Below are 14560 nucleotides of genomic sequence, written 5' to 3'. Positions count from 1 at the left end.
GCAAATTTCATCATTTTTTTTCAATTTGCGAAACGGTTAAAGAGGGAAAATGGAATTTAATACGAAATTTACCGTCTGTTTCCGCCTACTTCGATCAGATCGAGGGTAAGACCAAACATATTAACGTTTGACGAATTGTGGTATCTTACATGAGCATAATCGAATCGGAAAGAAGATATCTTAATTCCGAAACCGGCAGACAATCCTGCAAAACTCCTCTGATCCAGCACTGCAAGTTCATTCCCGCGTTTTACATTATACCCGAAACGGATATTAAATGCCTGCTGTGGGAATATCTCTGCTCCAAAGGAAAGATGGTCTGCAAATTTTCTGGTCCAGCCAATTTCCTGGCCGTTATTGTTATAATCCTGTGAAATATTCAGTTTCTGTAAATCGTGTGCGGTAATGGTAAAGGCCAAAGGAAATTCATCTAAAATCTTGGTGTATCCCAGATCTACCCGGAAAGCAACATTTTCTCTCAGACCGTTAAAGGATTTAAACTGATATCCGAAATTTCGGAAAACCAATGCTACTGTTTCATTACTTTGGTTGTTGTAATAGGTGATGCCTGCATTGCCAACCACGGCCATTGAGGTGTAATTATCAATTTTTGAGGTAACGAAATTTGCTCCTCCGCCAATCGTCCAGTTTTCTTCGAACTGATAGGCGTAACCAAGGCCGAGTGAGGCGTCCATTGCGCCGAATTCGCCATCAATATTTGCGCTTTCATCGGTTCTCGGCATTTTCCCGTAATCCATGTATCTCGCATTAAACGAGATCAGGTGCGCTTCATTTAAATCTTTTACAAAACTGACTGTACCATATTGGGAACCGGCGAGATAGGAAGAATAATTGAGGGCAATCATTCTGTCCTGTTCAATATTCATCAGACCCGGATTCACGCCTACAAAACTAACGTCATAATCGCGAACAGAAATGGCATCACCGCCTAAAGCAGCTTGCCGCGCCGAAACCGGAATGTTAAGAAAAGGATATACGTTGGTCCCTTCCTGAGCATAAAAAATTACGGAAAATAAAAGTGCTGAGACTACGGTAATTTTTTTCAAATCTGTATTTATGTTTGCAAAAATAATTTTTTTAATTTTTTTTCAAAAATATTTCTCTGTAAATATAAATCTATTAACGGAATTATTTGCGTTTCCTTATATTTGCAGTGCAAAAAAGTAATATAATTAAAAAAATGGAATACAAACGAATTCTTCTCAAACTCAGCGGCGAAGCTTTAATGGGAAACCGACAGTACGGAATAGATAACGACCGGCTGAAAGATTATGCTGCAGAAATAAAAAAAGTAGTAGATAAAGGCTGTGAAGTAGCGATTGTGATTGGCGGTGGAAATATTTTCCGTGGGTTGGCTGGTGCTGCAAAAGGGATGGATAGAGTTCAGGGTGATTATATGGGAATGCTGGCAACGGTAATTAACGGTATGGCTTTGCAGGGCGCGCTGGAAGATGCCGGAATTTATACGCGTCTGCAGTCCGCTATTGAAATGGATAAAGTGGCAGAGCCTTTCATTAAAAGAAAAGCGACAAGACATCTGGAGAAAGGAAGAGTTGTGATTTTCGGTGCTGGAACAGGAAATCCTTATTTTACAACTGATACCGCCGCAACTTTAAGAGCTATTGAAATCGGTGCAGATGTAATTTTAAAGGGAACAAGAGTGGACGGTATCTACGATTCGGATCCTGAAATTAATGAAGATGCAGTAAAATTCAATTCATTAACATTTGATGAAGTTTTCGAAAAAGGACTGAAAGTAATGGATATGACGGCATTTACGTTAAGCCATGAAAATAAATTGCCGATTATTGTTTTTGATATGAATAAGGAAGGAAATCTTCTTAAAATTGTAGAAGGGGAAACGATAGGAACATTGGTTAATATTTAACTTTATTGCAGTTTAATTCAGATCAATAAAAAATCCCGAACTTGCGGGACCATTAAAATTATAATTTAAACAGTTTATTCACAAGCAGCATCAAATAAAAAGTGATACATCAGTGTTTGAAACTTAACCTTGAAACTTAAAATTTATGGAAGATTTAGAACTTATTGTGAACATGGTGAAGCAGGAAATGGATGCAGCCATCAAACATTTGGATCATGCTTTTCAGAAAATCAGAGCCGGGCGTGCTTCTACAACAATGGTTCAGGACGTCATGGTAGAATATTACGGCGCACCTACACCTCTTAACCAGGTTGCAAACGTAATGGTGCCCGATGCGATGACGATTTCCATTCAGCCCTGGGACAGAACTGCAATTGGAGCCATTGAAAAAGCCATCATCAACTCAAACCTTGGATTTGCACCGATGAATAACGGTGAAAATATCATTCTGAACGTGCCGCCATTAACAGAAGAAAGAAGACGTGAACTGGCTAAAACGGCGAAGACTGAAGCTGATGCTACGAAAATTACCGTAAGAAATGCAAGACAGGACGGAATGAAAGAGCTTAAAAAACTGGAAGGCGTTTCCGAAGATTTAATTAAAGATGTTGAAGCAAAAATCCAGGTAGTTACCGATCAGTACATCAAAACCTGTGACGAACATCTGAAAGTGAAAGAAGCAGAAATTATGAAAGTATAATCTACTCAAATTTCTATTTAAATATAAAAGCCCTGAATTTCCAGGGCTTCTTTTGTTTATTGCCCGTTGTTCTTTTTCGCAAATCCAAAAATACTCCCGAGTTTTATTTTGGAATAGCCGTAGGATTTAATTTTTGATGAATTAATCATGGCCTGCGCAAGAACGTCGGTCGGCAAAGGTTTCTGTTGGGTAAAGATTCCGAATTTATTGGCAAATTTAATAATCTTACCACCAAGAACTTCGCCGGTTCTTTCGGTGTCTCTTCTTTCAAGCATTCCGGGCTGAAAAATAGTGATTTTGTTGAAATGCAGATCTTTGATACTTTGCTCCAGTTCGCCTTTCATGCGGGAATAAAAGATTTTTGATTTCGGATTTGCGCCATAGGACGAAACCAAAATATAGTCGTCAACCTCATTTTCTTTAGCTGTTTTTGCAAAATTATATTGGTAATCATAATCTACTTTCCGCTGTGCTTCTTTGCTTCCGGCAGCTTTCAAAGTGGTTCCGAGACAGGAAAAAGCCACGTCACCTTTCACCAAATCTTTCCATTCCTCAGGCTTTTCAAAATCGACAATATGAATGTTCAGTTTTGGATTATCAATAGGCAAAGGCTTTCTCACGAAAACATCCACTTTTTCATAATCTTTATCATCAAGTAACTTATTTACCAAATCTTTTCCTGTAGCGCCGGTTGCGCCGATAACAAGTGCTTTCATAATTTCATGAATTAGTTTTGAGCAATAATTTTGCTTCATTAAAATTACTAAATTTGTGGGATAACCGGAAAATTACTTCTAAACATTACTCATATTATATGGATGCCAACGAAATTCTCGATTACTGTCTTGCTAAAAAAGGAGTGGAGGAAACTTTTCCCTTCGATAAAGAAACCCTCGTACTGAAAGTGGGAGGCAAGATGTTTTTGCTGATGGCTCTGGAAAAACAGCCTTTAAGCATTGCGGTAAAAACAGATCCGGAATGGAGCGAAGAACTTCGTGAAAAGCATCCGCAGATTACCGGCGCTTATCATATGAACAAAACTCACTGGAATTCGGTTTTATGCGAAGGTTTGAAACGGGATTTAATTTTAAAACTGATAGATTCTTCTTATGATTTAATCTTAAATTCCTTGACTAAAAAGAAGAGGGAAGAGGTTTTAAATTTGTTATGAAATTTAATTAAAACTGAAAGTTTTCGGTAATTCTTTGATCTTCATCCAGTCTTTCAATGAGTTTTTCCAGACTTTCGAATTTTATTTCATCATGCAGAAATTCGCGGAAGTTCACTGAGATTTCTTTACCGTAAATATCTTCATTAAAATCGAGAATGTACACTTCAACACTCAGAGAATTACCATCAACAGTAGGATTGGTGCCTATGCTTAACATTCCTTTGAAATGCTGGCTGTTCACGAAAACATCTACAATATAAGCACCTTTTTTAGGAAGAAGTTTCATTGAATTAACGGCAATATTTGCTGTAGGATAGCCGATGGTTCTGCCGATTTTCTTCCCGTGAATCACTTCTCCGGAAACCGAATATACATAACCCAGCATTTCGTTCGCTTCTTTTACGTTTCCTTCTGTCAAAGCATTTCGGATTTGGGTGGAGCTGATATGTCTGCTTTGAAAATCTACGGCTTCAACCTGCTCAACTTCAAAACCGAATTCAGAAGACATTTTCTGTAATAAATTAAAATCGCCGCTTCTGTTTTTCCCGAAAGTATGATCGTGACCGATAATTAAATGTTTCACATTCAGTTTTTCTACCAGAATCTGCTTTACAAATTCTTCACCGGTCAGATTCCTGAATTCCTCGTCAAATTCCTTTAAAAACAGATGCTGAATTCCGTTTTTTTCAAGAAGATAGGTTTTTTCTTCAATCGTATTTAAAAATTTCAAATCGTCGTTCGGATTAAAAACTGTGCGCGGATGCGGCCAGAAAGTCAGAATTGCAGACTGCAGGTTCTTTTTTGCGGCAATAGTATTCAGTTTTTTAATGATGGATTGGTGACCGATATGAACACCATCAAAAATACCAATCGATAAAGAAAGGGGAGATTCCGAGTGATATCCGTTTAAATTCTTAGTAATTTTCAATGGAATAATTTAAAAATAGAAGGTCTCAGCCGTGTTTTTAATGAGCCGGAGAAATTCTGTGCAAATATGATAAAAATCTTCTTTTTAAGCAATTGCAGATTTGGGAAGTTTCATTATATTTGCACTCAAGAAAAAAATTAGCAATGGCAAACCAAATTAAAGGAAAAATTTCTCAAATTATCGGTCCGGTAATCGACGTAGTTTTCACAGATGCAGCAGAGCTTCCGAAAATTTATGACGCACTGGAAATTACTAAAGTTGACGGTAACAAGGTAATTCTTGAAGTAGAACAACATATTGGCGAAGATTCAGTAAGATGTATCGCAATGGATGCAACAGACGGTCTTCAGAGAGGTCAGGAAGTAATTTCACAAGGCAGACAGATTACGATGCCTACAGGTGAAGGTGTTTACGGAAGACTTTTTAATGTAGTAGGAGATGCTATTGACGGGATTCAGCAGGTTTCAAAAGAGACAGGCGGTTTACCGATCCACAGAGAAGCACCGAAATTTGATCAGTTATCTACTTCTGCTGAAATTCTTTTCACAGGAATTAAAGTAATTGACCTTGTAGAGCCTTATGCAAAAGGAGGTAAAATTGGTTTGTTCGGTGGAGCAGGTGTTGGTAAAACAGTATTGATCCAGGAATTGATTAACAATATTGCAAAAGGTCACGGTGGACTTTCTGTTTTTGCCGGTGTAGGTGAAAGAACAAGAGAAGGAAATGACCTTTTGAGAGAGATGCTTGAATCAGGCATTATTAAATATGGCGACGAATTCATGCACTCTATGGAAAATGGAGGTTGGGATTTATCAAAAGTGAATATGGAAGAAATGAAAGACTCTAAATGTACTTTCGTTTTCGGACAGATGAACGAGCCACCTGGAGCAAGAGCACGTGTTGCACTTTCAGGTCTTACAATTGCGGAATATTTCCGTGACGGTGACGGACAGGGACAAGGAAGAGATGTACTTTTCTTCGTTGATAATATCTTCCGTTTTACTCAGGCAGGTTCTGAGGTATCCGCACTTCTTGGGCGTATGCCTTCAGCGGTAGGTTACCAGCCAACTTTGGCATCTGAAATGGGTGCGATGCAGGAAAGAATTACTTCAACTAAAAACGGTTCCATTACTTCAGTACAGGCGATCTACGTACCTGCGGATGATTTAACGGATCCAGCTCCGGCTACTACATTTGCTCACTTGGATGCAACTACAGTATTGGACAGAAAAATTGCTTCATTAGGTATTTATCCTGCGGTTGATCCATTGGCTTCAACTTCAAGAATCCTTACTCCTGAAATCTTAGGTGATGAGCATTATGACTGTGCACAGAGAGTAAAGGAAATCCTTCAGAAATACAAAGCTTTACAGGATATCATCGCGATTCTTGGTATGGAAGAACTTTCAGAAGATGACAAACTTTCCGTTTACCGTGCAAGAAAAGTACAGCGTTTCCTTTCTCAGCCTTTCCACGTTGCAGAACAGTTTACAGGTCTGAAAGGTGCATTGGTTGATATTAAAGATACCATCAAAGGATTCAACATGATTATCGACGGTGAATTAGATCACTTACCTGAAGCTGCTTTCAACCTGAAAGGAACTATCGAAGAGGCTATCGAGGCTGGAGAAAAAATGTTGGCGGAAAACGCGTAATTAGACACAAGACATCAGAAAGCAGACACTAGACTTTTTGTCTGAAATCTGAAATCTGAAATCTTTAAATCTAAATAGAAATGAATATTAAAATCTTAACTCCGGAATTTGTAGTTTTTGATGGTGAGGTAAATTCAGTTTTGCTTCCCGGAAAAAACGGCGATTTCCATATTATGAAAGATCACGCCGCTATCGTTGCATCATTAATCGGTGGGAAAGTAAGAGTTTTTACCAACCAAATTGATGAGCAGTATGAGAAACATTTCACGAAAGAAAACGAAAAAGACAGCGTATTCTCTTTCACAGTGAAAAGTGGCGTTATTGAATTCAACAACAATAAAGGAATTATTCTCGCTGAATAATTGCACCTTAATTATCATAAAATCCCGTCTTTGTTTTCAAAGACGGGATTTTTTTATTGAACTGTAATTAAAGATAATAAAATTCGGGACTATATTTTTTTAAGGTAAGTGAATTGGGTCTTTCCTACAAGTTCATCAAATTTTTTCACAAAATTTTCCCGTTTCGGATAAAGTTTGGTGGCAAAATAGGTATATTTTAATTCATAATAAATTTTACTGTCGAATGAATAGGTCTTAAGTTGGCTGATATCACTTGGCAGAAGTTCAAAAATTCTCGCTGCTTCTTCTTTCTTTCCCAGATAAAACCTGGTGATGGCTTTGTTGAGTCTGTACACAAAGATATGTGAAATTAAAGTTGGGTTTTCTACAGCAAACTGCTCCAGCTTTCTGTCACTGATATCTTCGCTGAAACATAAATCTGCACTTTCATACTCCTGCAGAATATTAAGGATGTTGGTTACAAACATGCTGTAGACAATTCTGTCATTCAAAGCGACACCTGAAGTATTGCGAAGGGTAATCATATTGATGAACGCTGCGCTGTTTCTTTTATCCGCTAATTTTCCTTCCCGAAACAGGGAAATACATTTTGCAATAGCATATCTGGCTTCCACAACATGAGTAAATTCCGACGATTCATTCCGCATTTTTAACGCGTATTTTTCAATCTGGCTCAAAAGATATTTTTCCTCTTCCTCATCAAGCGTTTCCGACAAAAATTTTCCAAAGTAAATAAATGAATATGCAAAGACCTTAGCGTGAGATTTAGTGGTGGTTCTGGCCATTTTAAGCAAAGCCAGCTGGTAATTCTCATTGGCAATATTCTCGTAAGACGGATGCCAAACCAAAACATATTCCATCGCTTCCTCGTTTTCCGCAAACCTTTTGACAAATTCCCTTAGATTAAAAGGGTCTGAGATGATTTTTTTAGCAAAGTAATAGTTTGCATTCTGAAAACGGGTTTCATTTGCGGTAGTACCCTGTCCTTTTACACTGCCGTAATAGATATCAAGCAGCTCAAAATCGAGTACATTTTTTCTCTGTCCTTCATTATTACAAAAGTCCTGAAAATTTTTATAACCTAAACGTTCGGCAATTAAATTGAGCGTTGATATGCGAAGCTGTGTATCATCCCGAAGTTTTCCGAGAAACCTCCTTAATGAATTTTTCGATACACCGATTCTTTTTGAAAGTTTTTCAAGGCCTTTTGTTGTTGAGATATCACTGAAATAAATCTCTTCAAATTCCTTCCTTAATTTCTCAATCATGCTATAGATTAATATTTTAGGGGTTCAATATACAAATAATTTGGGCAAAAATGGGCAAAAAATAAAACTGGCGGAAAAGCTAGTTTTGCTACAGAAAACAGGAGCGTACTGTAATGTTGAAAAGAAAAAGAAATATAAGGTTCTTTAAATTTTAACAAACCAGTATTGCTGTTTACTACCAAACACATCAGCATAAATAGAAATCCCGACTTGAGTAAAGTCGGGATTTTTTTATATCAGTCCCAAACTGCTCATTAATCCGAATGTTGCAGATAGAATGAGTACGCATTTCCAGCAGTTAAATTTCATGTTTTACAATTTTAATTACTGTAAACAAAGAAAATATCGGGCCAAATTCAGCAGTTATTATTTAACAAGCTTTTTTTCTTTCTGATGAGATATTATAATTAAAATTCCGATTAAAACGACCGAAACAATCGATGCATTAAGCGTTCCCAAATCCAGACCGCCTTTTTCCAACGGTTTAGTTAGGAAATCCCCAAAAGTGGCGCCGAAAGGTCTAGTAAAAATAAAAGCGATCCAAAATAGCACAATATGATTGATCTTGGTAAAATAGTGCATCAAAACCACAAACACAATAATTCCGCCGGTAATTAATGCTCCCTGAAGATAAGACAACCCCAGATTATCTTTTAAAAAATCTCCGAAAGCCGTTCCCAAACTATTTGAAAACAGAACTGCTATCCAGAAATATATTTCTTTTTTGCGCTCGAAAATAGGGTAGAACTCTAAATTGCCAAATTTTTTGAACCAAAGAAAAAGCGTAATGCAGAGACATGAAACCAAAAGTAAACTTCCCCAGGCGTAGCCTAAATGCAGACTCCGGTCAATATAATCGGAAATTTCTGTTCCGAAAGTTGTTGTTCCGATGATCACCAGCCAGTAAAAAACGGGAATATACTTTCTGGCAGCAAGCTGAAATCCTAAAACCAAAAGAAAGAAAACTAATGTTATTGCGATTCCCACGGAATAACCCAAATTCAGGGTTTGTGCAATGAAATCGCCTAGTGTTTCGCCTAAAGTAGTGGCGATGATTTTCATGAACCAAAACAGTAAAGTAATCTCTGCTACTTTGTTGAAAGTAAATTTCTCTGAGTTTTCCATACCGTTGTTTTGAGTTTTAAGTTCAGAAAATTTATAAAGTAAGAATCACGCCATTCTCTCTCAGTTGTTTCATAGGTTTCGAAAACCAAAACAGTTCGAAATCCTCCATCGTCTGGCTGTAATCGTCTTTCAGCTGCTGAAGGGTCATCACCTTTAAATTCTGGATGACATTAATTTTAAAAATCTTCAGTAACCAGGAAGCTTTTTCTTCTTCCAAAAGAATGGTTACCATATTTGTTTTCAGGTGAAAAGTGAGTTTGGTATTCTGCCACGAAACCGATTTCTTAGTTTTCACGACATTTTCAGTGACAATATTATTTACAAGGAAAACGAGTTTCGAATTCCCTTTAAAGCTGAAATTTTCATTCTCCAGAAGAGCATCATGAATATAATCCGGATGAATCTTTGTTTTTGGAATTTTAAAGTCAAACCAGTCCTGCAGAGGAATTTCAAAATTAATTCCATGCATAAAGTTGAAAAGCGATTTTTTCAGACCGTAACCGAATTTAGAATGATCAATTTGGGTTCGGTCTGTAAATTCAATATCATTATTGGCAAAATTTATTTCTTTAATAATCGGCGTTACGCCAAATTCTTCCGGATTTTTTCCGATAGGTGAATGGGCCGTCATTGAAAACTGATGCCAAAAACCGCTTTGCAGAATCCCCATTTCAAACATTTGTCTTACCATTTCCAGAGAATCTACTGTTTCCTGCTCGGTTTGCGTAGGGTAGCCATACATGAGATAAGCGTGAACCATTATTCCCGCCTCAGTAAAACTTCTTGTTACTTTGGCGACCTGCTCTACCGAAACACCTTTGTCAATTAACTTCAGTAACCGGTCACTAGCTACTTCCAATCCTCCGGAAACGGCGACACAGCCGGATGTTTTAAGCAAATAACACAAATCGGCGGAAAAACTTTTTTCAAATCTGATATTGGTCCACCAAGTGACAACAAGATTTCTCCGAAGAATTTCCAGCGCAACTTCGCGCATGAGGGCAGGCGGAGCAGCTTCATCCACAAAATGGAATCCGGTTTCTCCGGTTTTTTCAATCAGTTCCTCCATTCTGTCGACCAAAATTTTAGCCGAAACAGGTTCATATAGTCTTATATAATCTAAAGAAATATCGCAAAATGTACATTTGCCCCAATAGCAGCCGTGTGCCATGGTAAGTTTGTTCCATCTTCCGTCGCTCCACAGGCTGTGCATCGGATTGGCGATCTCAATGACGGAAATATAGCGGTGAAGCAGCAGATCAGTATAATCCGGAGTTCCAACTTCAAACTGTTTATAGTCGTTTCTCTCTGAATTGTTTTTATAAACTACTTTGCCACCTTCCAACAGGAAAGTTCTTTTGAATTCAGCGTCGGTATTTTTTTCTAAATTTTCATAGATTAATTCAACGGGCAATTCACCATCATCCAAACTGATATAATCGAAAAATTCAAAAACCCGCGGATCATTCACCTCCCTTAATTCGGTATTCGGAAAACCGCCTCCCATTGCGATTTTGGTGTTTTTATAATTGGCTTTAATAAATTGTGCACAGCGGAAAGCAGAATATAAATTCCCGGGAAACGGAACGGAAAAACAAACCATCTTCGGCTGCACCAAATCCATATGTTCCTTAAGAATTTTCAAGGTGATTTCATCAATGAAAGTCCTTGGTCCGGAAAGTTTTAAATACAACTCATCAAATGAATTCGCACTTCTTCCCAAACGTTCTGCATATCTGCTGAACCCGAAATCTTCATCCACACATTCTACAATGAAATCTAAAATATCTTCTAAATATAAGGTGCAAAGGTGTTTTGCCTTGTCCTGCAAACCCATATTTCCAAAGGCAAATTCAAGATCATCGATGGCGTTGAAACGGGACGCTTCGGGTAAAAAATTCATGCTGCAGACCTGTCTCGCCAAAGTTGGGTTATTGCCCTGAAGAAAAAGGATTACCTGATCAATGGTTTTAATATATTCATCCCTTAAAGCCAAGATTCTTTGTGCGTTTTCTGAAAGATTTCTGAATCCATCTGAACGGTTGAAAATCTCATACAGGCTGTTTTTGGAAAATAATTGTAAAATAACCTCAATTCCCAGATCCATCTGGAAACTTGAAATTTGTTTGGTATTAAGAAACCCCTTTAAATATGCGGTCGCCGGGTACGGCGTATTGAGCTGCGTAAATGGAGGCGTTATAAGTAAGAGGTCTTTCACAGAATTATTTTTGCAAATTTATTTTAAATCTTTTTAATATGAAGATTTGTTTCATGTTAAAAAACCGGTAGAAATTTCTACCGGTTCTCTATATTATGTTTTTCGGAAAGCGAATTTTGAAATGAACGCTTACAAATCAAAATCGCCGGCCGCTTCCGGTTGATAGATAATTTCATCAATAATTATTTTGGTCATTCCGGAGGGAACGATCCAGTCGATTTCGTCATTTACGCTGTAACCGATCAATGCGGAAGCAACGGGTGAAAAAATAGAGATTTTATGTTCTTTAATATTGGCCTGATCGGGATAAACAATTTTGAATTCAGTAACCGTTTTATTATTCTGAAAATGAATTTTCACCACTGAATTCATGGTTACCAAATCTGCCGGAATATCTTCAGGTTCAACCACTTTTGCAGAGTGCAATTCGTGGAGAAGCTTTTCTGCATCCTCTTTTTTAATGGCATTTCTCAGTTTTGCATCCTTAATGGCTTTATGAATTCTCGTAAAATCCTGTTTGCTGATAATGATCTGTTTCATCTTACTGTTTTTGTGTGATTTAATTAAAAGTCAATGGTTATAATTCCGGATTATTATAATAAAAAACCGCCTGAATTTTTCAGGCGGTTTATATATGATTTATAAATACTGAAAAATTTTATGATGATTTGAAGGATAAACCTTTTTCCTCTAACAGTTTCTGTTCCTGCTCTTTATAAAAACCGGAAGTTAATTTATCGTGGATAGCGTCGAATGCTTCCAAAGTTTCATTAATTTCAGAATCGGTATGAGAAGCAGTTGGAATTAATCTCAACAAAATCATTCCTTTCGGAATTACCGGATAAATTACTACTGAAGTAAAAATACCGTAATTTTCTCTCAGATCCTGAACCAGAAGGGTAGCCTCAACGGTTGAACCCTGCATCATTACTGGAGTTACACAGGTATTGGTTCCGCCGATATTGAAACCTCTTTCCGTCAGTCCGTTTTGTAGTTTGTTTACATTTTCCCAAAGTTTTGCTTTGATTTCCGGACGGGAACGAAGCAGATCCAATCTTTTCAAACCACCGATTACCATTGGCATTGTTAAAGATTTGGCGAAAACCTGAGAACGTAAATTATATTTTAAAATTCTGATAATATCACTGTCACCCGCGATAAAAGCACCGAAACCGGCCATTGATTTTGCAAAGGTGGAGAAATAAACATCAATCTGATCCTGACAGCCCTGTTCTTCACCGGCTCCTGCACCTGTAGCACCTAAAGTTCCGAATCCATGAGCGTCATCAACTAAAAGTCTGAAATTAAATTTAGATTTTAACTCACAGATTTCTTTGATTTTCCCCTGCATTCCGCGCATTCCAAAAACACCTTCAGTAATCACGAGGATTCCTCCGCCATTTTCTTCTGCCACTTTCGTAGCACGGGCAAGATTTTTTTCTAAACTCGAAATATCATTATGCTTGAAAGTAAAACTTTTTCCCATGTGAAGCCTTACACCGTCAACGATACAGGCATGAGAATCGGAATCGTAAACAATAACATCATGTCTGGAAACCAGCGCGTCAATGGTAGAAACCATTCCCTGATATCCGAAATTTAAAAGATAAGCTGATTCCTTTCCGACAAATTCAGCAAGTTCTCTTTCCAATTGCTGATGCTGCTCGGTTTCGCCGGACATTGCTCTTGCTCCCATTGGATAAAACATTCCGAATTCTGCGGCAGCTTTTGCATCTGCTTCCAAAACTTCAGGATGGTTGCAAAGGCCCAGGTAATCATTAGCACTCCAGAAAACAACTTCTCTTCCCTGAAATCTCATTCTGGGTCCGATAGGTCCTTCTAATTTTGGAAAAACGAAATATCCTTCTGCATAATCTGCAAACTGTCCGAGCGGTCCTGGATTTTGTCGTAACCGATCAAAAATATCTGTCATTATTTTTTTAATTTTTTTTTAATATAAAGTAGGCACAAAGTTAACAAAATTTGACTAAAGAAACCTTTTCGTAAGGGTACAAAAAGGTCTCAATACAATTTATTTTCACAATCGGATTACTTGATAATTTCAGTTTTGAAAACTTCGTCGTAATTATGAACACAGTTATTGATGAATCCCTGTTCTTCCATCCATTCATCACTGTAAACTTTGGTAATGTATCTAGACCCGTGATCAGGGAAAATAGCTACCACAACATCATCTTTTGAAAACGGGTGTGAATTGGCATACTGTAAAAGCCCCTGGGTAACTGCGCCGGTGGTGTAACCTCCCATAATAGCTTCTTTCAAAGCGATTTCGCGGGTTCGGTAAGCAGACATTTCGTCGTTTACTCTTACAAATTCATCTACTTTATCAAACAGCAAAGCGGCTGGAATTAAGTTTTTTCCCATTCCCTCGATCTGGTAAGGATGTATTTCGTCCTTATTGATTTTTCCCGTTTCGTGGAAACCTTTAAGGATAGAACCGGAAGCGTCAACGCCGATCACTTTGATATTTGGATTTTTCTCCTTTAAATATTTTGCTGAGCCGGATAATGTTCCGCCGGTTCCTGTGCAGGCAATAAGGTGAGTGATTTTTCCGTCTGTCTGTTCCCAGATTTCAGGACCCGTTGTCTGGTAATGCGCGTCAATATTCAGTTCGTTAAAATACTGATTGATGTAAATTGAATCCGGAGTTTCTGAAGCAATTCTTTTCGCAACTTCATAATACGATCTAGGATCGTCCGCAGGAACATTTGCAGGACAGATGTAAACTGTAGCTCCAAGCGCCTTCAGATAGGCGATTTTTTCTTTTTTTGTTTTGTTGCTTACTGCAAGAATACATTTGTAACCTTTAATAATACAAACCATCGCAATAGAAAAGCCTGTATTTCCCGAAGTTGTTTCTACAATGGTAGAACCGGGTTTTAAAAGTCCTTTTTTTTCAGCCGCTTCTATAATATGTATCGCAATTCTGTCTTTTGTAGAATGGCCGGGATTATATGATTCTAATTTGGCATACACTGTAGCAGGAATTTCTTTGGTAACTGCATTAAGTTTTACCAATGGCGTATTGCCAATTAAGCCAAGAATATTATCGTGAACATTAGTCATTTTTCGTTATTTTTCTCTAGAAAACCGTGTGCAAAAATACTAAAAAATAAATAATATAATAATTAATGCCTCGGAACATGATTTAATGCATAACATTTTTGTACTAATTAACAAAAAATAGCGTGGATATGCTCACT

14 protein-coding genes are annotated in these 14560 nt (G+C 37.6%); 5 read left to right on the top strand and 9 right to left on the bottom strand.

Going from position 1 to position 14560, the window contains the following annotated elements:
- Window positions 1-68: 68 nt before the first annotated feature.
- A complete protein-coding gene (gene porQ / locus KSK37_RS03550) occupies window positions 69-1067 on the bottom strand; it encodes a type IX secretion system protein PorQ (RefSeq protein ID WP_217199504.1) in 999 nt (332 codons plus the stop codon).
- A gap of 134 nt (window positions 1068-1201) precedes the next feature.
- Between porQ and pyrH the strand changes: the two genes are divergently transcribed.
- Window positions 1202-1909 carry a UMP kinase gene (gene pyrH, locus KSK37_RS03545; protein ID WP_217199502.1) on the top strand — a complete coding sequence of 236 codons (708 nt, stop codon included), beginning with the start codon at window positions 1202-1204 and terminating at the stop codon, window positions 1907-1909.
- A gap of 145 nt (window positions 1910-2054) precedes the next feature.
- Window positions 2055-2609, top strand: a complete 555-nt coding sequence (gene frr, locus KSK37_RS03540; protein WP_088360281.1) for a ribosome recycling factor — start codon at window positions 2055-2057, stop codon at window positions 2607-2609.
- 56 nt (window positions 2610-2665) lie between these two features.
- Here frr and KSK37_RS03535 read toward each other — a convergent pair whose 3' ends face one another.
- The gene (locus tag KSK37_RS03535) at window positions 2666-3325 is read right to left on the bottom strand and encodes an NAD(P)H-binding protein (protein WP_088360428.1); all 660 of its coding nucleotides are present in this window, start codon (window positions 3323-3325) and stop codon (window positions 2666-2668) included.
- A 98-nt stretch (window positions 3326-3423) separates the two neighbouring features.
- On the opposite strand from KSK37_RS03535, the gene KSK37_RS03530 reads away from it, so the two are divergent.
- Complete coding sequence (locus KSK37_RS03530; protein WP_217199499.1) at window positions 3424-3780, top strand: MmcQ/YjbR family DNA-binding protein; 357 nt, start codon at window positions 3424-3426, stop codon at window positions 3778-3780.
- A 7-nt stretch (window positions 3781-3787) separates the two neighbouring features.
- On the opposite strand, the gene KSK37_RS03525 is transcribed toward KSK37_RS03530, so the two are convergent.
- On the bottom strand, window positions 3788-4708 hold the full coding sequence (locus KSK37_RS03525; protein ID WP_217199497.1) for a bifunctional riboflavin kinase/FAD synthetase: 921 nt from the start codon (window positions 4706-4708) through the stop codon (window positions 3788-3790).
- 143 nt (window positions 4709-4851) lie between these two features.
- Between KSK37_RS03525 and atpD the strand changes: the two genes are divergently transcribed.
- Entirely contained in the window at window positions 4852-6363 is a 1512-nt protein-coding gene (gene atpD / locus KSK37_RS03520) for a F0F1 ATP synthase subunit beta (RefSeq protein WP_088360283.1), read from the top strand.
- An 80-nt stretch (window positions 6364-6443) separates the two neighbouring features.
- The gene (locus tag KSK37_RS03515; protein ID WP_088360284.1) at window positions 6444-6725 is read left to right on the top strand and encodes a FoF1 ATP synthase subunit delta/epsilon; all 282 of its coding nucleotides are present in this window, start codon (window positions 6444-6446) and stop codon (window positions 6723-6725) included.
- 89 nt (window positions 6726-6814) lie between these two features.
- Here the strand turns inward: KSK37_RS03515 and KSK37_RS03510 are convergent, their stop codons facing one another.
- From KSK37_RS03510 to KSK37_RS03485, 6 genes are all read right to left on the bottom strand, one after another.
- On the bottom strand, window positions 6815-7993 hold the full coding sequence (locus tag KSK37_RS03510; protein WP_217199494.1) for a hypothetical protein: 1179 nt from the start codon (window positions 7991-7993) through the stop codon (window positions 6815-6817).
- A gap of 366 nt (window positions 7994-8359) precedes the next feature.
- Window positions 8360-9118 carry a COG4705 family protein gene (locus KSK37_RS03505; protein ID WP_217199492.1) on the bottom strand — a complete coding sequence of 253 codons (759 nt, stop codon included), beginning with the start codon at window positions 9116-9118 and terminating at the stop codon, window positions 8360-8362.
- A gap of 31 nt (window positions 9119-9149) precedes the next feature.
- Window positions 9150-11336: a B12-binding domain-containing radical SAM protein gene (locus KSK37_RS03500; RefSeq protein WP_217199490.1), complete on the bottom strand. Its 2187-nt coding sequence runs from the start codon at window positions 11334-11336 to the stop codon at window positions 9150-9152.
- A 129-nt stretch (window positions 11337-11465) separates the two neighbouring features.
- Window positions 11466-11876, bottom strand: a complete 411-nt coding sequence (gene rnk / locus KSK37_RS03495) for a nucleoside diphosphate kinase regulator (protein ID WP_088360288.1) — start codon at window positions 11874-11876, stop codon at window positions 11466-11468.
- A 118-nt stretch (window positions 11877-11994) separates the two neighbouring features.
- Entirely contained in the window at window positions 11995-13269 is a 1275-nt protein-coding gene (locus KSK37_RS03490) for an aminotransferase class I/II-fold pyridoxal phosphate-dependent enzyme (RefSeq protein WP_217199488.1), read from the bottom strand.
- A gap of 116 nt (window positions 13270-13385) precedes the next feature.
- On the bottom strand, window positions 13386-14423 hold the full coding sequence (locus KSK37_RS03485) for a PLP-dependent cysteine synthase family protein (protein ID WP_088360290.1): 1038 nt from the start codon (window positions 14421-14423) through the stop codon (window positions 13386-13388).
- Window positions 14424-14560 lie beyond the last annotated feature (137 nt).

The sequence above is a fragment of the Kaistella soli genome, assembly GCF_019038595.1.
In the GTDB taxonomy this organism is placed as follows: domain Bacteria; phylum Bacteroidota; class Bacteroidia; order Flavobacteriales; family Weeksellaceae; genus Kaistella; species Kaistella soli.
The sequence above is the reverse complement of the archived record's forward strand: the minus strand, read 5'-3'. Positions and strand labels throughout refer to the sequence as shown.